This is a genomic window from Actinoplanes sp. CA-015351 (assembly GCF_050955685.1).
Classification (GTDB): Bacteria; Actinomycetota; Actinomycetes; order Mycobacteriales; family Micromonosporaceae; genus Actinoplanes.
This window is the reverse complement of record NZ_CP192102.1, coordinates 5,465,996-5,489,285: the sequence shown is the minus strand read 5'-3', so window position 1 is coordinate 5,489,285 and position 23,290 is coordinate 5,465,996. Positions and strand designations below refer to the sequence as shown.

General features: G+C 70.7%; 15 protein-coding genes and 1 riboswitch. Of the genes, 9 read left to right on the top strand and 6 right to left on the bottom strand.

The features are described from left to right. Positions 1-23 precede the first annotated feature (23 nt). Positions 24-2,306: an ATP-binding protein gene (locus ACQP2E_RS25145; RefSeq protein ID WP_433825394.1), complete on the top strand. Its 2,283-nt coding sequence runs from the start codon at positions 24-26 to the stop codon at positions 2,304-2,306. A 17-nt stretch (positions 2,307-2,323) separates the two neighbouring features. Here ACQP2E_RS25145 and ACQP2E_RS25140 read toward each other — a convergent pair whose 3' ends face one another. Further along, a complete protein-coding gene (locus ACQP2E_RS25140; RefSeq protein ID WP_433825393.1) occupies positions 2,324-2,683 on the bottom strand; it encodes a response regulator in 360 nt (119 codons plus the stop codon). A 136-nt stretch (positions 2,684-2,819) separates the two neighbouring features. Here ACQP2E_RS25140 and ACQP2E_RS25135 point away from each other — a divergent pair, with 136 nt between their 5' ends. From ACQP2E_RS25135 to ACQP2E_RS25120, 4 genes are all read left to right on the top strand, one after another. Then, entirely contained in the window at positions 2,820-3,893 is a 1,074-nt protein-coding gene (locus ACQP2E_RS25135; protein WP_433825392.1) for an LCP family protein, read from the top strand. Positions 3,894-3,948: 55 nt separating this feature from the next. Next, positions 3,949-7,872: an ATP-dependent RNA helicase HrpA gene (gene hrpA, locus ACQP2E_RS25130; protein WP_433825391.1), complete on the top strand. Its 3,924-nt coding sequence runs from the start codon at positions 3,949-3,951 to the stop codon at positions 7,870-7,872. A gap of 75 nt (positions 7,873-7,947) precedes the next feature. Then, positions 7,948-8,328 (top strand): DUF6401 family natural product biosynthesis protein, encoded by a 381-nt coding sequence (locus tag ACQP2E_RS25125; protein ID WP_433825390.1) that lies wholly within the window; start codon positions 7,948-7,950, stop codon positions 8,326-8,328. Between the two features lie 74 nt (positions 8,329-8,402). Further along, positions 8,403-9,146 carry a LamG-like jellyroll fold domain-containing protein gene (locus tag ACQP2E_RS25120; protein WP_433825389.1) on the top strand — a complete coding sequence of 248 codons (744 nt, stop codon included), beginning with the start codon at positions 8,403-8,405 and terminating at the stop codon, positions 9,144-9,146. Between the two features lie 189 nt (positions 9,147-9,335). Here ACQP2E_RS25120 and ACQP2E_RS25115 read toward each other — a convergent pair whose 3' ends face one another. From ACQP2E_RS25115 to ACQP2E_RS25105, 3 genes are read right to left on the bottom strand one after another with little or no spacing between them, the layout of a single operon-like run. After that, on the bottom strand, positions 9,336-10,361 hold the full coding sequence (locus tag ACQP2E_RS25115) for a cobalamin B12-binding domain-containing protein (protein ID WP_433825388.1): 1,026 nt from the start codon (positions 10,359-10,361) through the stop codon (positions 9,336-9,338). Then, positions 10,358-12,004, bottom strand: coding sequence for a PP2C family protein-serine/threonine phosphatase (locus ACQP2E_RS25110; RefSeq protein WP_433825387.1), 1,647 nt, complete (start codon positions 12,002-12,004; stop codon positions 10,358-10,360). The genes ACQP2E_RS25115 and ACQP2E_RS25110 overlap by 4 nt, the downstream gene beginning before the upstream one ends. Before the next feature lie 41 nt (positions 12,005-12,045). Further along, positions 12,046-12,828, bottom strand: a complete 783-nt coding sequence (locus ACQP2E_RS25105; protein WP_433825386.1) for an exodeoxyribonuclease III — start codon at positions 12,826-12,828, stop codon at positions 12,046-12,048. 249 nt (positions 12,829-13,077) lie between these two features. On the opposite strand from ACQP2E_RS25105, the gene ACQP2E_RS25100 reads away from it, so the two are divergent. After that, positions 13,078-13,701, top strand: a complete 624-nt coding sequence (locus ACQP2E_RS25100) for a hypothetical protein (protein ID WP_433825385.1) — start codon at positions 13,078-13,080, stop codon at positions 13,699-13,701. A gap of 8 nt (positions 13,702-13,709) precedes the next feature. On the opposite strand, the gene ACQP2E_RS25095 is transcribed toward ACQP2E_RS25100, so the two are convergent. Together ACQP2E_RS25095 and ACQP2E_RS25090 are read right to left on the bottom strand one after the other, a co-directional pair. After that, positions 13,710-16,058, bottom strand: coding sequence for a putative bifunctional diguanylate cyclase/phosphodiesterase (locus tag ACQP2E_RS25095; protein ID WP_433825384.1), 2,349 nt, complete (start codon positions 16,056-16,058; stop codon positions 13,710-13,712). Positions 16,059-16,126: 68 nt separating this feature from the next. Then, positions 16,127-16,981 (bottom strand): universal stress protein, encoded by an 855-nt coding sequence (locus ACQP2E_RS25090; protein ID WP_433825383.1) that lies wholly within the window; start codon positions 16,979-16,981, stop codon positions 16,127-16,129. Between the two features lie 173 nt (positions 16,982-17,154). On the opposite strand from ACQP2E_RS25090, the gene ACQP2E_RS25085 reads away from it, so the two are divergent. From ACQP2E_RS25085 to ACQP2E_RS25075, 3 genes are all read left to right on the top strand, one after another. Continuing rightward, entirely contained in the window at positions 17,155-18,438 is a 1,284-nt protein-coding gene (locus tag ACQP2E_RS25085) for a citrate synthase (protein ID WP_111647819.1), read from the top strand. Between the two features lie 840 nt (positions 18,439-19,278). Continuing rightward, positions 19,279-20,844: a gluconokinase gene (locus ACQP2E_RS25080; RefSeq protein ID WP_433825382.1), complete on the top strand. Its 1,566-nt coding sequence runs from the start codon at positions 19,279-19,281 to the stop codon at positions 20,842-20,844. A 62-nt stretch (positions 20,845-20,906) separates the two neighbouring features. Next, a riboswitch (cobalamin riboswitch) is annotated at positions 20,907-21,044 on the top strand. A 55-nt stretch (positions 21,045-21,099) separates the two neighbouring features. Then, entirely contained in the window at positions 21,100-23,262 is a 2,163-nt protein-coding gene (locus ACQP2E_RS25075) for a VWA domain-containing protein (RefSeq protein ID WP_433825381.1), read from the top strand. Positions 23,263-23,290: the final 28 nt, after the last annotated feature.

Sequence of the window (23,290 nt, the reverse complement as noted above, 5' to 3'; positions counted from 1 at the left end):
GCGTTCCGCGTCTTACGCTCTTCATGGTGGGGCGACGAACAGGCGGCGGACTCCTCGCCGCCGGGGTGCTGCTCACGGGACTTCTGGTCACCGTGCTGGTGGCGGCCGGGCTCCAAGCGGCTCAGCAGGACAAGGCCGAGCGGGTGATGGACCAGCGGCACGCCATGGCTCTCGCCGCCGTGGAGACCGAGATCGGGCGATACCGCTCGCTGCTCGAAGCGACGGCCGCCGGGGTCGCCGCGCAGACCGTGCTCACCTGGGACGACTTCGACGTCGGCACCGAACCGCTGGACGACGCCAAGCTGATCGGCGCGGCCGCTCTGGCGTACGTGGTGCCGGCCGGCAAGGACCAGGTAGCCGAGGTTCAGCGTTTCTGGCGAGGACGTGGCGCCGAAGGGCTCACCCTGGTGCCGAAGGGTTCCGGGCCCGAGCACTACTTCCCGATCTTCATCAGGCCTCTCTCCGACGGTGAGTCGTCGACCGGCGGGATGGACCTCACCGACGCACCGGAACTGAAGGACGCGCTGGACGAGTCGCGGCGGATCCACGCCACGGCGGTCTCCGATACGTACATCCTGCTGCGCGACCGGGACAATCCCGCCTCGTCGCAGCAGCAGTCGTTCGTCTTCGTCGCGCCGCTGTGGTCACGTGCCAACACGCCCGTCTTCAAGGGCTGGGTGGTGCTCGGCCTGCGCGGGCGCACCTTCCTCTCCGGCGTGCTCGACACGATCAGCCAGGGCCAGCTCTTCGGCAGCCTGGAGGCCACCGACAGCGACGGCACCAAGGTCACCATCGCTGACTGGTCCGTGCAGGGCGAGCCCGACCTCACCCGGCACTCGTCCTTCGAGGTCGGCGACCGCTCCTGGGTGCTGACGACCCAGGCCGACTCGGCGCGCCTGCCCGGCGCCGGCGGTCAGGCGCCGGAACTCGTCCTCGGCGGCGGGGTGGTGCTCGCCTCGATGCTGGCCTGGCTCGTCTGGGCCCTCGCCACCGGCCGGACCCGGGCCCGCGAGCAGGTCCTGATCGCCACCGGGGAGTTGCGCGAGGCCGAGGCGGAGAGCCGCCGGCAGGCGGGGCTGCTCGGCGCGGTTCTCAACAGCATCAGCGACGGGGTGAGCGTGGTCGACGAGACCGGCCGGGTGCTGATGGAGAACCCGGCCGGCAAACGGCTGATGGGCACCGGCGACTCCAACGACACCCCCGAGGAGTGGCAGCAGCACTACGGCGCGTTCCGGACCGACGGGACCACCCCGCTGCCGGTCGAGGAGATGCCGCTGATCCGGGCGCTGCACGGCGAGCCGTGCGACGGCGTGGAGATCGTCATCCGTAACCCGCAACGACCCGACGGTGTGCTGATCAGCGTCGACGGCCGCCCGCTCGACCCGAGCGCCGGCCAGCGCGGCGCTGTCGCGGTCTTCCGCGACATCACCGAACTGCGACGGTACGAGTCCGACCTGCAGGTCTTCGCCGGTGTCGTGGCGCACGACCTGAAAGCGCCGCTCGCCATCGCCCGCGGGCACGCCGAGCTGGCCCTCGACGACGTGCCGGCCGACAACCCGGCCCGCGCGAGCCTGGTACGCATCGTGCAGACCACCGATCGGATGGACGCGATGGTGGAGACGCTTCTCGCGTACACCACCGCCCGCAACGCGCCGCTGAAGCTGCGGCCCGTCGACCTGGCGCCGCTGGTCCGCGAAGTGATCGAGGAACGGCTCACCCATCAGGATGCGACCTGGTCGACCGGCCCGCTTCCGCTGGTGAGCGCCGACCCGGGGATGGTCCGGCACGTGGTCGACAACCTGATCGGCAACGCCGTGAAATATGTCCGGCCCGGTGTGCCGCCCCGCATCGACGTGACCGGGCGCCTCACCGCGGACGGCTGGGCCCGGATCGAGGTGGCCGACGGCGGGATCGGCATCCCGGACTCGGACAAGCCGCGGGTCTTCGAGTCGTTCCACCGTACCGAGGAGGCCGCCGGATATGCCGGCACCGGCCTCGGCCTGGCGATCTGCCGCCGGATCGTGGAACGGCACGGCGGCGAGATCGGCGTCGCCGACAACCCGGGCGGTGGCTCCCGGTTCTTCTTCACCCTGCCCGCTGTGCCGTCGTCACCTTTGGAGTTCACTGTGCCTGATACGTCACCTGAGTCGCCGGACGACGAGGCTGTCCGCGCCGCGCTGGAGCGGGCGCTCGCCGAACGGGCCGCGATCATGGAGGCCGCGCATCTGCCGGGCCTCGGTGTGCCGCCGCCGGTCGAGGAGCAGCCGCTGCGGGCGCCCCGCCAGGAGCGGCAGCGGCAGGACTAGAGCCGCGTTCGCCTGGCTCACATCTGCGGCAGCAGGGTCGCGATCAGCGCGATGAGCTGCGCCGGGACGAACGGCTTCAGCAGGGTCGCCGAGGCGCCGGCCTCCTCGGCCTGCCCGTCGCCGGGCATCAGCGACCCACTGGCCACCACCACCGGGATGTGCCGCAGGTCGTCGTCCGCCTTGATCGCCCGGCACAGATCGAGACCGGTCATGTGCGGCATGTCCACGTCGGTGACGACGAGGTCCGGCCGATGCTCCCGGATCGCCAGCAGGGCCTCGGCGCCGTCGGCGGCGGCCACCACCCGGTGCCCGGCACGTTCCAGGGAACGCTTGAGGACGTACCGGATGTCCTCGTGATCCTCCGCGACTACGATCACGGCACACCTCCGTCGATTGGCTGCTCGATGGAGATACCGAGCCAGGCCCAGGCCGGGAAACGGTGGCGTCCCCCGCTTCTTGACCAGTTCCACCTGAAAGGTTGATGACCTTCCCTCGCCCCTTGGGTTGGGTGTCATGGTGGATTCAGAGAGCGATCTTGCGCCGGTGGTGAAGAGCGGCCGGTTCGCGGCCTTCGGCAGGCTGGCGGGCTGGAAGAAGGCGCTGATCGTTCTGTCGGCGCTGGTGCTGGTGATCGCCGGCGGGCTCACCGGTGGCGGTTTCTACCTCTACCACCGGTACGAGGACAGGGTCGAGCGCGCTCCGCTGATGCCGTCGCTGTCGGCCGAGGACGCCAAGAAGACCGAGGAGAACTGGGCGTCCGGGCCGCTCAACCTGCTGCTGCTCGGATCCGACTCGCGTGCCGAGGAGGCGACCAGCGGGGTCAGCCCGATCGGTGAGCGGTCGGACACGATCATGATTCTGCACATCTCCAGGAGCCGGGACCGGGCCGTGTTCATCTCGATCCCCCGGGACAGTTACGTCGAGGTGCCGCCCGGCGGGAACTGGAACGGCGGCAAAAACAAGATCAACTCCGCGTTCGCGTTCGGCGGGGCGCCGCTGACCGCCGAGACCGTGACGAAGCTGACCGGGGTCACCCTGGACGGCGCCATGGTCGCCGACTTCGGCAGCATCCGGGAGATGGTCGACGCGGTCGGCGGGGTCAACGTCTGCATCGAGTACCGGGTACGCGCGCTCGACACCGGCCGGGTCTGGGAGCCGGGCTGCCACGACATGGACGGCGCGACCGCGCTGGAGTTCGTCCGCCAGCGTCACGGCGTGGTCGGCGGCGACTTCGGCCGGATGCACAACCAGCAGCTCGTGGTGAAGGCGCTGATCGCGAAGGTCTCGTCGAGCGGCACGCTCACCAACCCCCTGGAACTGGACAGCCTGCTCGGCATCACGGCCGGTGCGCTCACCGTCGACGAGAAGCTGGACCTGCGGGACCTGGCCTTCGCGGTCCGCGCCATCCGCCCGGGCGACGTCGATTTCCGGACTGTGCCGTACACCCGGGCGGACCTGAACACCTCGGCCGGCACCGCGGTCCAGCTCGACGCGGAGGCCTCGACGGCGATGTTCGCGGCCCTCGCCGGCGACACCATCGACCAGTGGCTCGCCGCGAACCCGCCGCAGGTCCAGCCCGGCACCTGAACGCGTCGTTAATCACCAGGCGTTTCTGAGCCGTTCCGCCTATTCTTGCTGCGCCATGTCGATTTCGCCTGCCTCCCCTGCGGCCATGTCCGAGTTGCGTAACCGGATCGCCGAGCTCCTACCCCGCGACGAACACCGCCTGGGCCGCCGGCTGGAGGGGACCAGGCGCATCCGCGACGACGCGGCCCGGTCCGCTGCGCTCGCCGAGATCACCGCCGAGCTGGAACAGGCCCGGTCGCGCCTGGATGCCCGGCTCGCCCGGATCCCGGCGATCCGCTATCCGGAAGCGCTGCCGGTCAGCGCCCGCAAGGACGACATCGCGGCGGCGATCCGGGACCACCAGGTCGTGGTCGTCGCCGGTGAGACCGGCTCCGGCAAGACCACCCAGATCCCCAAGATCTGCATGGAGCTGGGCCGTGGGGTACGCGGGCAGATCGGGCACACCCAGCCCCGGCGGATCGCGGCCCGTACCGTGGCCGAGCGGATCGCCGAGGAGCTGGACCGGCCGCTCGGTTCGACCGTCGGTTACAAGGTGCGCTTCACCGACCAGGTGAGCGACGACACCATGATCAAGGTGATGACCGACGGCATCCTGCTCGCCGAGATCCAGACCGACCGGATGCTGCGACGGTACGACACCCTCATCATCGACGAGGCGCACGAGCGCAGCCTCAACATCGACTTCATCCTCGGTTACCTGCGTGAGCTGCTGCCGAAACGGCCCGACCTCAAGCTGATCATCACCTCGGCGACGATCGAGACCGAGCGGTTCGCCGAGCACTTCGCGGACGCGAGCGGCAAGCCCGCCCCGGTGATCGAGGTGTCCGGACGCACCTTCCCGGTCGAGGTCCGGTACCGCCCGCTGGTCATCGTGACCGAGGATGAGACCGAGGAACCGCAGGATCAGATCGACGGCATCGCCGACGCCGTCGACGAGCTGGGCCGGGAGGGCGACGGCGACATCCTGGTCTTCCTCTCCGGTGAGCGGGAGATCCGGGACACCGCCGACGCGCTGACCAAGCGGGACCTGCGCAACACCGAGATCGTCCCGCTGTACGGCCGGCTCTCGGCGGCCGAGCAGCACAAGGTTTTCGAACGGCACACCGGACGGCGCGTCGTGCTCGCCACCAACGTGGCCGAGACGTCGCTGACGGTCCCGGGCATCCGCTACGTGATCGACCCGGGCACCGCCCGGATCAGCCGGTACTCGCACCGGCTCAAGGTGCAGCGCCTGCCGATCGAGGCGGTCTCCCAGGCGTCGGCCAACCAGCGCAAGGGCCGCTGTGGGCGTACGTCGGACGGCATCTGCATCCGGCTGTACTCGGAGGAGGACTTCGAGCAGCGCCCCGAGTTCACCGAGCCGGAGATCCTGCGGACCAACCTGGCCAGTGTCATCCTCCAGATGACCAACCTGGGTCTCGGTGACCTCGCCAAGTTCCCGTTCATCGACCCGCCGGACCGGCGCAACATCACCGACGGCGTGAAGCTGCTCGAAGAACTGGGCGCGCTCGACGACCGCAAGCTCACCCCGATGGGCCGCCAGCTCGCCCAGCTGCCGGTCGACCCGCGGCTGGCCCGCATGGTCATCGAGGCGGACCGGCAGGAGTGCCTCGCCGAGGTCATGGTGATCGCGGCCGCGCTGTCGATCCAGGATCCGCGCGAGCGTCCGGCCGAGAAACAGCAGCAGGCCGACGAGCGGCACGCCCGGTTCGTCGACAAGGAATCGGACTTCTTCAGCTATCTCAATCTGTGGCGTTATCTGCGCGAGAAACAACAGGAACTCTCCGGCAATCAGTTCCGCCGGCTCTGCCGTTCCGAATTCCTCAACTACCTCCGGGTACGGGAATGGCAGGACATCTATTCGCAGCTGAAGCAGGTCGCGCGTACCCTGGGTTTGTCCTTGAAGGAGGACTGGGAAGCGGGAGTCGCGCCGCAACCGGTGCACACCGCCCTGCTCGCGGGTCTTCTCAGCCACATCGGATTCAAGGATTCCGACAAGCGGGAATATCTGGGTGCCCGGGGCGCCAAGTTCGCCATTTTCCCCGGGTCCGCGCTGTTCAAGAAGCAGCCGCGCTGGGTGATGTCCGCCGAGCTGGTCGAGACGAGCCGGCTCTGGGGCCGGGTGAACGCCCGGATCGAACCGGAATGGGCCGAGAAACTCGCTCCGCACCTGGTCAAACGTAGTTACTCGGAGCCGCACTGGGACCGCAGGATGGGCGCGGTGATGGCTTTCGAGAAAGTGACTCTGTACGGCCTGGCGATCGTGCCGCGCCGCCGTGTCGGTTATGGCAAAGTGGACCCGATCGTCTCCCGGGAATTGTTCATCCGGCACGCGCTCGTCGAGGGTGACTGGGAGACCCACCACAAGTTCTACGGCGAGAACCTGCGGCTGCTCAAACAGATCACCGATATCGAGAACCGGGCCCGGCGACGGGACATCGCGGTCGACGACGAAACGGTGTACGCGCTGTACGACGCGCGGATCCCGGCCGAGGTGGTGTCCTCACGGCATTTCGACGGCTGGTGGAAGAAAGCTCGCGTCGAATCGCCGGAACTGCTCACCTTCACCCGGGAAGACGTCGTCAACGCGGGACGCGACACCGTCGACCCGAACGCGTTCCCGGACGCCTGGCTGGCGAGCGGCGTGAAACTCCCGCTCTATTACGAGTTCAACCCCGACTCGCACGCCGACGGTGTGACGGTCCGGATGCCGCTCGATCTGATCAACAAGGTCGACGCGGACGACTTCGGCTGGTCGGTGCCGGGCTTCCGCAAGGACGTCGTGATCGCGCTGATCCGGGCGCTGCCGAAACACCTGCGCACCGCGTTCGTCCCGGTGCCGGACTGGGCCGAGGCCGTGATCGACCGCGTGCCGCCGCGCCGCGGGCCGCTGCCCGACGCCGTCGGCGCCGAGCTGCGCCGGCTCACCGGTACCGTGGTCCCGGCCGACGCGTGGCGTCCCGACCAGGTCCCCGAGCACCTGCGGATGAACTTCCGGGTGGTCAACGAGGCGGGCGAGGTGGTCGCCGAGGGCCGCGACCTCGACGTGCTGCGCCGTCAGCTCGCGCCGAAGGTGCAGGCCACCATCTCCCGCGCGGCCGGCAACCTGGAACGCCGCGGCATCACCACGAACGACTTCGGCGCCCTGCCGCGCAAGGTCGCCCAGGTCCGCGGCGGGTACGAGGTCAACGTCTGGCCCGCGCTCGTCGACGAGGGCACGTCGGTGGCCGTGAAGGTCTTCGAGACCGAGCCGGAGCAGCGCACCGCCATGGTCGCCGGCACCCGCCGGCTGCTGATGCTGACGCTGCCCCCGGCCGCGCGGTTCCTGCAGGGCCGGCTCGACAACAAGGCCAAGCTGGAGCTCTCCCGGGGTAACCCCTACCGGTCGATCTCCGATCTGCTCGACGACTGCACGGGCGCCGCGGTCGACCGCCTCGTTGCGGACAACGGCGGTCCGGTGTGGTCGTCGGTCGAGTTCGCGTCGCTGCGTGACCACGTCCGTCAGGACCTGGTGGACGCGGTCGCGAACGTGGTCACCCAGGTGCAGGCGGTCCTGGCGACCGCCTATGACGTCGAGCAGCGGGTACGCGTCCTGCGCGACCCCACCCTGCTGCCCGCGCTCGCCGACATCCGTCAGCAGCTGAAGGGCCTGGTCCATCAGGGTTTCGTGACCGAGACGGGATGGCGGCAGCTGCACCACATGCCGCGGTACCTGCGCGGGATCGTCTACCGCCTGGACCGGCTCGGTGGTGGTCTCGGCCGCGACCGGCAGCTGACCACGCAGATCCACGAGATCGAGTCGGAGTTCCGCGAGCTGCGCGCCGAGGCGCCGAAGGGTGGCCCGGCCGAGGAGGGCCTGCGCGAGATCCGGTGGATGATCGAGGAGCTGCGGGTCAACTTCTTCGCCCAGACGCTCGGAACCGCCTATCCGATTTCGGACAAAAGGATCTACAAGGCGATGGACGCGCTGCCTCTCTAGCAGGGTCGGTGCGTGCTGGGTGCCGTTCGGTTACCCCCCTGTTCAGGCTGGTCGCCGGGCTTTAGCGTCTTCCGCATGACGAACGAGAACCTCGCCATCGCCCCGATCGCCGCCGCTGTCGCCGTCCGTCCCGCCGGCGCCCACCTCGACGAGATGATGGCCCGGATCGGTGTCGACGGTCTGGTCGCCGCGTTCGCCTCGCCCGCCCTGCTGGCCCGCGTCGACCAGCACGCCGCCGCGGTCCGGGACGCCCTCGCCGACGCCGGCCGGGAGCTCGACGCCGAGGGCCTGGCGTCGTACGCCCGGGCCATCACGGCGGGCGCCGCCCGGATGGGACGCACGATCCCGGCCGCCGGCGAGGCGCCGATGACGGCCGCCGGATGGATGGGCGCCGAGTGGACGTTGCAGCGGCTCCTCGGTGTCTGCCTGATCGCCGTGGAGGCCGGCCTCCTCTGAACCGGCGACCCCATACGGTCGACTTTCCGTGGGTGTTTTGCACCCTTGTGGGGTGAATGAGCGATCTTCTTTCCATGAGGATCCTCAAGTACTCGATTTTCGCTCTCCTCGCCGTCCCGGCTCTGGCGGCTCCGGCCGCCGCCGCGCCCGCTTCGCCGTCGGAAGTTCCGGCGCCGGGCCTTGTCGCGCGCTACAACTTCGACGGCGGGGCCACCGGGGGGCGGGTCAGCGACCTGTCCGGCCGGGGCGGGCCGCTGACCGTGCGCGGCTCCAACAACGGGCAGGTGGCGTTCACCGCGCTCGGCGCCGGCCGGTTCGCCACGTTCCCGGCCGCCTGCGCGGCCGGGACGACCACGTGCCCGCGCGCGCTTCTCGAAGCGGCCGACGACGCCGACCTCGACCCGGGCACCCGCGGTTTCAAATGGGCAGCCACGGTACGCGTCGCGGCCGGGCAGCTCACCGGCAACGCCAACATGATGCAGAAGGGCGTCGCGAACGCCGGTAGCCAGTGGAAGATGCAGATCAGCGGCAAGGCCGGCCGGGCACAGTGCGTGATGGTGGCCCAGGGCACCGGGCAGAAGTTCACCGCCACGTCGGCGAAGCCGATCGCGGACGGCGCCTGGCACCGGCTGGTGTGCGAGCGGGCCGGCACCGGGCTGAGCGTGTCGGTGGACGGCGTGGCGAGCGGCCGGGCGGTGATCCCGGCAACGCTGGCCGTGGACAACGCGATGCCGCTGCGCGTCGGCGGCCCGAACCTGCAGACCGGCGGCGACATGTACCACGGCCAGATCGACGATGTGTACGTCCAGCTCGGCTGATAGTCCCCGGCCGTCGCTCACGTAGGTCATCGGGCCGGATGACCTCCGTGGGCTACGGCTGAGCGGCACGGCTGAGCGGCAAGGAAGCGACGCGAGCCGTAGCCCAGAGAGATCATCCGGTCCGATGACCTTTCTGCGCTACGGCTCGGCGCCTGGCGGTCGTCGCCGGCGCCACGGTGGGTGATCGAATCAAACCGCGATGCGGGCCATCGACGAGTCGATCATGCGAGTCGCCTCGGGGAAGTCGACCAGCTGGTCGCGGACCAGCCGCAGCCCCACGCGCAGCGCACCTGCCGGCACACCCCGGCTCCCCAGCACCCCGGCCGTCCACTCGACGAAGTCGGTGAAGATCGCGTCCTCGCCGACGTACAGTGCGGCGGCCAGGAAGTCGGCGATGTGGCCCAGGTCCTCGGCCGTCGCGTCGGCCTCCTCCTGGTCGTAGTGATGGGCGGTGGGATAGGCCGCAGGCAGCCGTTCCATCGCGGTCGCGATGAGCTGCGGCCGCGACCGGACCAGGTGGGTGTACTCCTCATCGCCGAGAGAAGTCCCCGGAAAAGCGTCGGCTCCCCACGGTGGCGGCCAGTCCGCCGCCAACCGGGCGACCGCCGTCTCACCGCTGGCCGCCCACGCGTCCGCTCCGAGACGCTCGGCGTAGACGCCGTCCGGGCCGAAGCCCGCGCCGCCGGCGATCACCGGGATCCCGGCGGCACGGCAGGCCGTGATGGCGGCGTGCGCCCGGGGCAGCCGGGTCGGGATCATGCAGCTGAGCGCGACCGCGTCCGGGCCGGTCTGGTGCAGGTGGGTGATCAGGTGCCGGCCGGGGACGCTGGCGCCGAGGAAGTCGACCCGCCAGCCGTCCAGCCGCAGCAGCTCGGTGAGCATCCGGGCGGGCAGGCCGTGCCACTCGCCGTCCACGCAGGCCAGAGTGATCCGGCCGCGGGCGGCCGGCACGGTGGTGCGGGCGCCGACGGCGGCCAGCACACGCTCGCTGACCGCGGTGGCGGCGTGCTCGCGGGCCACACCCCACTCGTTTGCCGCCCAGAGCTCGCCGACCCGCCGCTGGGTCGCGCCGATCACGTCGACGATCACCCGCTGGGCGGGCACGCCGGAGTCCAGCAGGGCGGTCGCGAGAGCGATCGCGCCGCGCTCGTCACCGTCGCCGACCAGATCCAGATAGTGATCGAGCGCAAGATCGGCGGTGGCCACGGAGGTCACGAGCGGGACCGGACCCGCCGGTCGCCACGCTGGGTGGCGACCAGGTACGGCGAGGAGTTGCGTGCACCGCCGCCGCGCAGGGTCAGAGGCGTCCGGGTGTGCGCGCGGACCGCCAGCAGGGCGATGTCGTCGCGGGGACCGCCGTGCACCCAGTCGGAGACGAGCTGGCGCAGCCGTTCCACCGCGACCGCTCCGGGCACGCCCAGGCAGCCGGCCAGGTGCCGGCGCAGCCGTTCCTCACCGAACTGCTCCTCGCCGCTCGGGCCGCCGCGCGCCTCGGTGAGACCGTCGCTGTAGAGCAGGCACAGCTCGCCGGGGGCCAGCTCGACGGTGGCCGGGCGGACCGTGATCTCCGGGAGGACACCGATCAGTGTTCCCTTGGCGGGGACCTCTTCGACCGTACCGTCGAGGCGCAGGACCAGCGGTGGAGGGTGACCGCCGCTGGCGAGCCTGAGGCGCACGCGGCCGTGCTCGGCTCTGTGTGCCGAGCCGACGACGAGGGTGACGAACCGCTGGCGGCGACGGCCGGGTTGCAGCAGCGCCTGGTTGAGCACCGTCAGCATCGCCTCAGGGGTGACGCCGACGAGCCGCAGCGCGCGCAGGGTCTGCCGCACCTTGCCGGTCAGGACGGCGGCCTCGGGGCCGGTGCCGCAGACGTCGCCGAGCGCGATCACGGTGTCGCTGCCGCCGTTCACCGGGCCGAGCACGTCGTAGAAGTCGCCGCCGATGCGCAGCGAGTCACGGGCGGCCTGGTAGGAAGCGGCCAGCTCGAAGCCCTCCGGCTGGGGAATCTCCGGCGGCAGCAGGTCGGCCTGCAGAACGGCGGTGGTGTCCACCTGCTCCTGGTAGAGCGTGGCGGCCGCGATCGCGGCGCCGGCCCGGGCCGCGAAGATCCGGGCGAGCATCTCGTCGCCGGCCGAGTACGTGGCCGTGGTGCCGCTGCGCGCCAGGATCAGCGCGCCGGCCGGTTCGGCGTTGCCGGGCAGCGGGATCACCAGCAGCGCGCCGATCGGTCCGAGGCCGGCCGGGAAGAGCCAGCCGGGCGCCTGGGCGGGGTCGAGCCACCGGCTCGGGATCGGCGGGAAGCCGTCGAGCGCCTCGGGCAGGCCGGGGACCTCGACCAGCACCCGCTCGGCGAGGGTGCCCTCCTCGGCGGCGTGGCCGGGGGAGATGCGGATCCAGGCGCACTTGCCGTTGTCGAGCGGCATCACCACCATGGCGGCGTCGGCCAGGTGCGCCACCGCCAGCTCGGCGGTGGTACGCGTACACCTGCGGACATGGAGCGAGGCGGAGAGCCTGCGACCCGCCTCGGCGAGGAAGGCCGTGCGGGACCGCTCGATCTCGAGCTCGGCGGTGCGCTGGGTCTGCTCGGTGTTGTCGCGCAGGAACCAGGCGTAGTGCTCGTCGTCGAGCCGGCGCCGCATCCCGTAGACGTGGCGGCCGTCGTGCTCGGCGCGGTAGGAGTTCCCGGACAGCGGGCTGTCCTCGCCGGGTTTCACGCCGGGCAGCAGGCGCAGCGCTTCCGCGTTGGCGAACAGCACCACGTCGCCGGCGGCGGCGCAGAGAATCACGGCCTCGGTGGCGGCGTCCATGGCAGCCCGGAACAGGGCTGGTGCGGGCGCGACCGGAACGGTACGCGTCATCAGTCGCCTCCTTTACCCCTTCAGGTTACGTGGTCTCCGGCTCAGTCCTTGATGTCGACCACGATCGGGGCATGGTCGGACGGTCCTTTTCCCTTGCGTGCTTCCCGGTCCACCAGGGCATCCGTGACCCGGCCCGCGATGTCGGAACTCGCGTAGACCAGATCGATCCGCATGCCCTTGTTCTGATGGAACATACCGGCGCGGTAGTCCCAGTAGGTGAAGGGATGGTCGCCCTTGAGCGGTCGGGCCGGCACGTCGGTGAGCCCGAGCGCGCGCAGCTCGGCGAGGGCCGCCCGCTCCGGCGGTGTCACATGGGTGGAACCGGCGAAGACGGCCGGATCCCAGACGTCGGCGTCGGTGGGCGCCACGTTGTAGTCGCCGGCGACCACGACCGGGCCGGCCGCCAGGTCCGCGACGAGCGCGGTACGCAGGGCGGCCAGCCACTGAAGCTTGTAGGTGTAGTGCGGGTCCTCCGGTGTCCGGCCGTTCGGCACGTACACCGACATGAACCGGATGCCGCCGCAGATCGCGCTGACCGCCCGGGCCTCCGCTCGGGGTTCGGCCGAGGGGAACCCCGGTTCGCCGTCGAACCCGTGGCGCACGTCGCCGAGGCCGGCCTTGGAAAGGATCGCGACGCCGTTCCACCGGCCCTGGCCGTACGCCGCCACGTCGTAACCCAGTGCGGCGACCTCGTCCGGGAACCCGTCCTGCGCGACCTTGGTCTCCTGGAGGCAGACGACGTCCGGCGCGGTGGTGGTGAGCCAGTCGAGCAGGCGCGGCAGGCGGGCCTTGACCGAGTTGACGTTCCAGGTGGCGAAGCGCATCCGCCCAGACTGCCCTATTTCAGCGGCCCGGGCCGCATCGGGTCGCGCACTGCGGTGAACAGGGCCAGCGCGAGCCCGGTCATCAGCACGAGCAGCAGCATGAGAAGCACTGGTTCTCTCCCGAAGCGACCTGACGTGACCTGGCACACAACCCAAATCCGTGTGCGAATAATGCCGGAGTTGCCCGCACAACGCCAGTCCTGCTGACAGGTTTGTCCAAGAGACAAGTACTGATCACGGGGAGCGATCATGGAAGTCCAAGTGCTGCCGGAACTGCCGGAAAACCTGTACGACGACGCCTGGGCGTTCTACCAGGAGACCTTTTCCGATCTGGCCATCCTCGCGGTCAACCGGCACCTGATGTACCGCCACGAGTTCGACGAGCTGATGGCGGACAAGCGGGCGGACAAGTACGTGGCGGTCGACGCCGACGGCGGCATCGTCGGGCTCGGCGTGATGACAAACGAACTGGACGCGGTGCCGCTGGTCTCGCCGAAGTACTTCGAGTACCACTGGCCGGACCTGTTCGAGGAGCGCCGGCTCTTCTACGTGGTCTTCGTCGGCGCCTCGGTGGGCACCCGGGGCGCCGGGGTCTTCATCAGCCTGCTGCGGTCCATGTACAAGGCGATCGGCGCGGTCGACGGCAAGGTGTTCGTCGACATCTGCTCGTACAACGAGGAGCGCAACTCGCTGCCCCGGATGATCTCGATGATCCTGGGCCGGGTCGCCGGTCAGGCCCAGCCGACCCGGCTGGACGCCCAGTCGTTCTGGATGTACGAGTTCCCACCGCCCGGAACGCTGGTCCGCGAGGAACGCCGGAGCGGATTCCGGGAGCGCCGGGGCGGACTCCCGGAACGCCGCGGCGGCCGCTAGTCAGCTCCTCATTCGGACCGGCGGTGCCGGCCGTACGCCGATTCCAGCGCTGACGTGATCGCGGGGACCTGGACTTCCGGGGGACCCGCGATCACGTCCTTGTGCCACCGCTCGGCGAACTCCGACGCCGGTACCGCCTTGCCCCAGAGCCAGCCCTGGCCGTTGACCACGCCGACGGCGTACAGGGCCTCACGCTGCAGCGGCGTCTCCACGCCCTCGGCGATGACGCTGAGGCCGAGCGCGTGACTCATCGCCACCACGGCACGGACGATCTCGTCGTCCTCCACGTTCACCCCGAGGCCGATCACGAACGAGCGGTCGATCTTCACGCCGGTGACCGGGAAACGGCGCAGGTATCCGAGCGCCGAGAAGCCGGTGCCGAAGTCGTCGATGAGCAGCTTCACGCCGAGCTCACGCAGCTCGAACAGGACCCGGGCGGTCACGCTGGATCCGTCCACCATCACCGACTCGGTCATCTCCAGGGCTACGCAGTGCGCCGGTACGCCGTACCGCAGCATCTCGCCGGAGACGATCAGCGGGAGTTCCGGCTCGTTGAGCTGGCGCGGCGACACGTTGATGGAGAGGTAGAAGTCGTCGCGGACGACACCCTCGGAGCGCCACACGCCGAGCTGGCGGAGCGCCTCCTGGCGTACCCAGGTGCCGATGCTGCCGATCAGGCCGGCGTCCTCGGCGATCGGGATGAACGTCATCGGCGGGATCGCGCCGCGTTCCGGGTGCTCCCACCGGACGAGGGCCTCGGCGCCGACCGGGATGCCGGTCTCCAGCCGGACGAGCGGCTGGTAGTGGACCCGCAGCTGGCCTTCGGCGAGCGCCTGGCGCAGCGCCACCTCGAGTTCGATCCGCTCCCGGACCTGGTCGTGCATCGAGGTGTCGAAGATCGAGGAGCGGCCTGGGCCCTCGCCCTTGGCGCGGTACATGGCGGTGTCGGCATCGCGCATCAGCGCCTCGGCGGTCACCGCGGCGCGGGCCGCGTCACCGGCGGCGTGCGAGATGCCGATCGACGCGCTGATCACCACTTCGGTGTCGCGTACCGGGAAGGGCCGGGCGAAGCAGCCGCGGATGTCGTCGACCAGGTGCAGGGCGCCGCCCTTCTCGCCGACGAACGCGAGCAGGAACTCGTCGCCGCCGACCCGGGCCACCGGGATGTTCGCGGCCACCGCCGAGCGCAGCCGCCGGCCCACCTCGATCACCAGCTGGTCACCGGTGTCGTGGCCCCAGGAGTCGTTGACCCACTTGAAGCCGTCCAGGTCGAGCATGTAGACCCAGACCCGGTCGTGCCCCTCCGGGTCGACGACGGTGACCAGGCGTTCGATCTCCGACGAGATGGACGTCCGGTTCGGCAGCGAGGTCAGCGGGTCGTGGGTGGCCTGGTGCTCGGAGCGCAGCTGGGCGGCGACCTGGGCCTGCACGGCCGACGTGGCCCGGAACAGCAACAGGCCCACGGTCAGGGCGCCGACGCCGGCGATCAGCAGGCGCTCGCCGGTGCCGCTGCTCCTCTCGGTGAGCAGCAGTACGGACGGCAGGACCATCGCCGGGGCGAGCAGGGCCAGGCGCTGCCAGCCCCACTCCTGCACCGGCGCCCGGGCGGCACGGCTCATCTCGACGACCGACGGGTGCAGTGCGGTGACGCCGAGGGCCGTGTACGCGATCAGGAACGGCACGTTGAGCAGCGGGTCGGCGTAGATCTTCCCGCCGACCCCGGCGATCGCGTACAGGAAGTCGCCGGTGAACATCCCGATCATCGTGACGGTGAGCGCGGTCAGGCTGAACGGCCAGGTCTTCGCCGTGAAGGTCAGATTGACGATCAGCAGCATGATGATCACGTCGAAGAGCGGGTAGGTGCCCTGGATCAGCGACAGCAGGGCCGGCCGGCCGGTCATCGCGGCGGCCGGTAGAGCCAGCAGCAGGGTTGTCGTCACACCGGCGGCCAGGGTGACGATCAGGCCGTCGAGCACGGCGTGCCGGTCCAGGCTCTGCCGCTGGCGCAGCAGCATCGCCAGGAAGACGCCGAGCAGCACGTACCCGCTGAAGCTGAACACGTCGGCGACCAGCGGCCAGGGCATGGCCTCCTCGGTGACCGTGGGCCGGATCAGCACCCCGATCAGGAAGAGCAGGGCGGCCGCGCCCATCAGCAGCCAGGCGGTCGGCGGTTCGGCGCCCCAGCGGCGGGGACCCAGGAAGCAGGCCGCGACCGTGACGACGCCGAGCAGCACGAAGCTGATGTTGCTGATCAGCGAGTCGGGGAACAGCGCGTAGAGGGCCGTGGCGGCGATGCCGGCGACGGCCATGACCTGCCAGAGCCGCCGGACGATAACGGGCGGGAGTGCAGGTTGCACCGGGCATTCCTCCCGAAGATCAATGTTGGGATCAACGGTAGCAATTCCGCCCTTTTGGGTACCGGGGTTTAGTGAACTGGTCTCACGACCGCGCTTCGCCTGGCTTCATGCGCGAAGACCACCGGGCTCGCCCCGCGCCGCAGCACCTCCCGCGCGACCGAGCCGAGCCGCCGCGCGCCGCCCGCACCCCGCGGGCCGAGCACCACGAGGCCGGCCTGGCGGCTGAGGCGGACCAGGGTGGCCGCCGGCGGGCCGACCAGGATCCGCCTGCTGCCCGGCGGCACCGGCGCGAGCAGTCGATCGGCGGCGGCCCTGGTCTCCGGCCGGTCGGTGGTGATCACATGCACGGCGTACAGCGCGCTGCCGCGCAGCGCGGCCTCCTCGGCGGCGAACCGCAGGCCCAGTGCGGCGAACTCGGAGTCGTCGACAGCGGCGAGCACCGGGCCGACCGGCGGCCTCGGCCCGCGGGCCAGGATCACCGGGCACCAGGAATCCGGCACGAGTGTGCGTACCAAAGAGCCCGAACCGAGCCGGGCGAGCCCGTCGCCACCCACCACGACCAGGGCGGCGGTGCGGCTCAGGCCGATCAGGACGCGTGCGGGTGATCCATCCCGCAGTTGTCCCCGCGCATCCACCCCGGGTGTGGAACGCTGGGCGGTAGCGACCGCCTCGTCCAGCACGCGCGAGGCGGCGCCACGAGCCGAGGCGTAATCAGTGCCCGGGCCGGACTCGGTTCTCGGGTCGGGCCAGGATTTCGGATCGGGCCAGGATTTCGGATCGGGCCAGGATTTCGGATCGGGCCAGGTGAAAGCGTGAACGATTTGCAACGTGCACGCGCGGGAGAGGGCCTCCCGTGCGGCCAGCCGGACCGCGGCGCGACTCGCCGCGGTGCCGTCGGTACCCACCACGACGGGATCTCGCATCGGTCCTCCCGTAACAAAGCCGCAATATACCGACCATTGTCTATGGTGCAACGGCCCATACGTACTGGTGACCAATGCCTCAACAGGTGGCTACCTGATGACCCATTCAGGTTGAGGGTTTACGGTGAACGGCAAAATCTTTGGGACATCTGCCGGTGAAGTGAGGGAAATACATGACGGATGTCAAGCTCGACCACCCTGGTGGCCAGCTGTCGATGTCGGTACGCGAAGCCGTCGACGGGCCGGGCGGCATCGACGTCAGTGCTCTTCTTAAAGAGACCGGCTACGTAACGCTCGATCAGGGCTTCGTAAACACCGCTTCAACCACGTCGTCGATCACCTACATCGACGGCGACCAGGGCATCCTGCGGTACCGGGGCTACCCGATCGACCAGTTGGCGGAGAAGAGCACCTTCCTTGAGGTGTCCTACCTGCTGATGAACGGCGAGTTGCCGACCGCTCCGGAGCTGCGGGACTTCGCGGACAAGATCCGCGTGCACACCCTGCTCCAGGAGGAGATGCGCACGTTCTTCTCCGGCTTCCCGCGCGACGCGCACCCGATGGCGGTGCTCTCCTCGGCGGTCACCGCGCTGTCGACCTTCTACCAGGACTCACTCGACCCGCTCGATCCCGAGCAGGTCGATATCTCCGCAATCCGCCTGATGGCGAAACTTCCGACGATTGCGGCGTACGCCTACAAGAAGTCGATCGGGCACCCGCTGCCGTACCCGGACAACTCGCTGGACTACGTCGAGAACTTCCTGCGTCTGACGTTCGGGCTGCCCACGCTGCCGTACGATGTCGACCCGAAGGTCGCCAAGATCCTCGACATGCTGTTCATCCTGCACGCCGACCACGAGCAGAACTGCTCCACGTCGTCGGTGCGCCTCGTCGGCTCCTCCCAGGCGAACCTGTTCGCCTCGGTCTCGGCCGGCATCAACGCCCTCTCCGGCCCGCTGCACGGCGGCGCCAACGCGGCGGTGCTCGAAATGCTCGAGCAGATCCGCAAGGACGGCGGAGACGTCAACGCGTTCGTCACGCGAGTGAAGAACAAGGAAAAAGGCGTCAAGCTGATGGGCTTCGGCCACCGGGTCTACAAGAACTACGACCCGCGCGCCGCCATCGTGAAGAAGGCCGCCCAGGAAGTCCTCTCCACCCTGGAAACGCCCGACCCGCTGCTGGAGATCGCCTTCAAGCTGGAGGAGATCGCGCTCTCCGACGACTACTTCATCTCTCGCAAGCTGTACCCGAACGTCGACTTCTACACCGGCCTCATCTACAAGGCCATGGGTTTCCCGACGAAGATGTTCACGGTCCTCTTCGCGATCGGCCGCCTGCCGGGCTGGATCGCGCAGTACCGCGAGATGATGGTCGACCCGGCCAACAAGATCGGCCGCCCGCGCCAGATCTACACCGGCGCTCCGGTCCGCGACTTCGTCGCTCTGGACAAGCGCTGAGCTTTCCGCTCCACAACGCCCTGCCGGTGGCTCCGGCAGGGCGTTTCCCTTTCTTCTGGGTACGCGTGACCGCAGAGCCCCGTGCCACCCGGACGCGAGCTGGCTGCCCACTCCAGGCCACCCGGCGCCCATCGCGACCGGTGCATGCCTGAGGCCGTCGCCCACAGCACCGGGTCGCTGTCCGCCGACTTCCAAGATCTTGGCAAGCTCCACCGCCGTAAAAGCCCGAACTCGCCAAGATCGCCGGAGCCGGAGCCGGAGCCGGAGCCGGGGCCGGAGCGGCCGGAGCCGGAGCGGCCGGCAGTGCCGAGCCGAGGCGGGGGCCCACGGTGTGCTCGTGTCCGGCCGGGGCGGGGGCCCACGGTGTGCTCGTGTCCGGCCGGGGCAGGGGCCCACGGTGGGTTCTGGTCCACTCGAGGCGGGATCAGGACACACATTGGCGTTGCGTGCGTTTTCATCATCGCTATAGCCGTGCTCAGGCCACACGTTGGCGTTGTGTGCGACCCGATCCTCGCTATCGACCGCCACTGTGCGACCGGGCCTACCCTGCCACTCCTCTTTGTGTGCTCTGATCCCGCCCGCCGCCCGCCGCCCGCCGCCCGCCGCCCGCCGCCCGCCGCCCGCCGCCGCGCCGCCGCGCCCCCGCCGCCGCGCCGCCGCCCCGCCGCGCCCGCCGCCGCCCCGCCGCGCCCGGGATGCGGCCGTCCGGGGTGACCCGGTGGCTGGGACCCGGGCGCCCGCCTTGCGGGATCGGCCGGTGGCGGGCCGGTAGGAAAGGATGTTCGACGGGTATGCCAGAACGCGCCGGGAAACTGCCGGGCGCCGCGAGGGAGGCTACGCATGGACGTCGTGATCGGGATCGACACCGGGACCACCGCCACCAAGGGTGTCGCGACCGGGCCGCGCGGTGAGGTGCGTGCGCTGACCAGCGTGCACTACCCGCTGTCGGTGCCCGGGCCGGGCCGGGCCGAACTTGACCCGGAGCAGCTCACCGCCGCCGCCGTCAAGGCGCTCGTCGACGTCGCCACCGAATGCCGGGACAACGGCGACCGGGTGATCGCTATCGGTCTCAGCGGGTTCCTGCACGCCCTCGTGCCGATGTCCGCCGGCAGTCAGCCGCTCGGGCCGCTGATCACCTGGGCGGACGGGCGCTCGGCCGAGCAGTGTGAGCGCATCGTCGCCGAGGGGCGGGCCAAGACGCTGCAGGCCCGGACCGGTACGCCGGTACACCCGATGTCGCCGCTCACCAAGCTTGCCTGGTGGGCCGAGAACGACGCGGAGACGCTGCGCGGCACACCTCGCTGGGGCGGGGTGAAGGAGCTGATCGTCGCGGCGCTCACCGACGCGCCGTTCCAGGTGGACCTGTCGATCGCGTCCGGCACCGGGTTGTACGACATCCACTCGCGCAAGTGGGACGACGAGGCCCTGGAGATCGCCGGTGTCCGGGCTAACCAGCTCGCCGAGGTGGTGCCGACCACCACGACCCTGCGACTGAGGTCCGACATCGCCTCGGCGGCCGGGCTCGACAAGGACGTGCCACTGGTGATCGGCGCCGCCGACGGGCCGCTCGCCAACCTCGGTGTCGGCGCCACACCGCCCGGGGTCGCAGCGGTGTCGCTGGGTACGAGCGGCGCCTTGCGTACCGTCGTGGATCGGCCGACGACGGACGCCGCAGGGCGTCTGTTCTGTTATGCGCTCACCGAGGACCGGTGGGTGATCGGCGGCGCCGTGAACAACGCCGGTTCGGTGGTCCGGTGGGCGGGGGAGGCGTTCGCCGCCGGATTCGAGCGGCCCGGGTCCGAAGGGGAGGACGCCGACGAGCGCGACGCCGCCCTGCTGGAGGAGGCGGCCGCGGTCGAGGCCGGCAGCGAAGGTCTGTTGTGCCTGCCCTACCTGCTCGGCGAGCGTGCGCCGTGGTGGCGTTCGGGTATGCGCGGCGCGTACCTCGGTCTGCGCCGCGAGCACACCCGCCCGCACCTGGTCCGGGCCGCGGTCGAAGGGGTGTGCCAGCAGCTCGCCCTGGTCCGGGACTCGTTCGAGGCCGAGGGCAGCTCACTCACCGAGATCCGGGCCACCGGTGGCGCCGCCGCCTCGGAACTGTGGATTCAGACGCTCGCGTCGGCAATGGACCTGCCGGTTTCGGTGGCCGATACCCCGGAGGGCACTGCCCTGGGCGCCTGCCTGCTGGCCCGGCACGCCCTCGGTGAGCTGCCCGACCTCGGTGAGGCGGCGGCGCTCGTGCCGATCAGCCGGCACACCCAGCCGCAGCCGGCCGACGCGGCGCTGTACAGCAAGCTGCGCCCGCTCGTCGAGAAGTCCGCACTCGCGGTGCTCGACGTGGTGGCCGAGCTGGACCGGATCGCGCCGGAGCCGCTGCCCGGAACCGAGAAGGCGGTCAAGAGCTGACGTGATCCTCGCCGTAGGCCGCCGGGAAACGACCGCGCTAGAGTGACGCGCGAGCGGAAGCGGAGGAACCCGGTGCGAATCCGGGACGGTCCCGCCACTGTGACCTGGGGAGCGACCCGCAATTCCACGGCTTGAAAAGAGCCTGACGGCTTGAACAGCCGGAAGGAGCGGCGAGCGTTGATCCGGGAGTCAGGAGACTCCGGCCGCTCGTTTCGGCCGTCGCGCGGGCGTGGACACCCGCCGGAAGGGATCTCTGTGACAACTCCGTACCCGTTCTCGGCCGTGGTCGGCCTCGATGACCTGCGCCTGGCGTTGCTTCTCACCGCCGTTTCGCCGGCGGTCGGCGGCGTGCTGGTACGCGGCGAGAAGGGCACCGCGAAGAGCACCGTGGTACGCGCCCTGGCCGCCCTGCTGCCCGGCATCGACACGGTCCGCGGCTGCCGGTTCGCCTGTGACCCGGCAGCCCCCGATCCGGCGTGTCCGGACGGACCCCACGCGGCCGATGAAAAAGCGCAGCACAGACCGGCCACCCTCGTCGAACTCCCGGTCGGCGCCACCGAGGACCGGGTTGTCGGCACCCTCGATCTGCAGCGCGCGCTCAGTGACGGCGTGAAGGCGTACGAACCGGGTCTGCTCGCCGCCGCGCACCGCGGTGTCCTCTATGTGGACGAGGTCAATCTGCTCCCCGACCACCTGGTCGATCTGCTGCTGGACGCGGCCGCGATGGGCCGGGCGCACGTCGAGCGCGACGGCGTGTCGGTCAAGCACGCGGCCCGGTTCCTGCTGGTCGGCACGATGAACCCGGAGGAGGGTGAGCCACGCCCGCAGCTGGTGGACCGGTTCGGCCTGGTGGTGAACGTGGCCGCGCCCCGCGACGCCGTGCAGCGCGCCGAGGTGGTCCGGCGCCGGCTGGCGTACGAGGCCGACCCGGACGGGTTCGCCGTGCGGTTCGCCGGCGACGAGAATGCGTACGCCGGCCGCATCGCCGCCGCCCGCGCCCAGCTGCCGGCCGTGGTGCTGCCCGACGAGGAGCTGGACCGGATCGCACGGGTCTGCCTCGCGTACGGCGTCGACGGGATGCGCGCGGACATCGTCGTGGCTCGCTGCGCGGTGGCCCTGGCCGCCTGGCACGGCCGCGACCGGGTCACCGCCGAGGACGTCGCGGACGCGGCCCGGCTCGCGCTGCCGCATCGCCGCCGCACCGATCCGCTCGACCCGCCCGGCACCGACGAGGAGAAACTCGACGACGCCCTCGCCGAGGCGGAACGCCAGGCGGCGGAGGACGAAGCGGAACGCCAGGCGGCGGAGGAAAAGGCGGAACGCCAGGCGGCGGAGGAGAAGGACAACCCGGAGGATCCCGAGGGTGACGGACCGCCTGACGGCGGCGGAGGCGGTGCGCCACAAGGTCCGCGCGACGGCGGCGGCCCGCAGGGCGCAGGCTCCGATCACGAGGGTACGCGTAACAGCACGCCCCCCGAGCAGCCCGAACAGAACGGTGCCGAACAGAACAGGGCCGGACAGAACGGGGCCGAACAGGACGGGGCCGGCCGGCAGGAGAAGGCCGGAGCTGTCGCGGGCGCCGGGCCGGCGTACCGGACGCGGACGCTGAAGATCGCCGGCCGTGGTGAGGGCGGGCACGCCGGGCGGCGGTCACCCGCGTACGCACGGCGCGGCCGGGTCGTCGGCAGCCGTACCCCGGCCGGGAAGTTGGCGGGCGCGCCGCACCTGCCGGCGACGCTGCGAGCGGCGCTGGACCGGACGGCTTTGGGCCGATCAGCTTCACACGGGCCGGTGGATACGGCGGACGGCGTGATCCGGGTTCTGCCGCGGGACGTGCGGGAGTCGGTGCACGTGGGGCGGGAGGCCAATCTGGTGCTCTTCGTCGTGGACGCCTCCGGGTCGATGGCGGCTCGCAAGCGGATGACTCTCGTGAAGACGGCGGTGCTGTCGTTGCTGCGGGACGCGTACCAGCGGCGGGACCGGATCGGGATGATCACGTTCCGGGGCGCGGACGCCGATCTGGTGCTGCCGCCGACGTCCAGCCACGAGGTCGGGGTGATGCGGCTGGCGGCGTTGCGGACCGGTGGGCGTACGCCGATCGCGGCCGGCCTGCGCACCGCGGCCCGGACCATCGCCACCGAACGCCGCAGGGATCCGCGCCGCAGGCCGCTGCTGGTGCTGGTCACCGACGGGCGGGCCACCAGCGGCCCGGACCCGTTGCGGATGGTGCCGGCTCTGCACGGGGTTTCGGCAGTGGTGGTCGACTGCGAGTCCGGCCCGATCCGGCTGGGCCTGGCCGGCCGGCTGGCGGGCGCGCTGAAGGCCGAGCTGATGCCGCTCGAACAGCTGCAGGCCTCGGTTCTGCAGGGGTCCGCACCGGTCGGTCCGGTGGACCGTGCTCATCGGCGGGCTGCCTGACGGATTGAAGCCCGGCCATCGGCGGTGG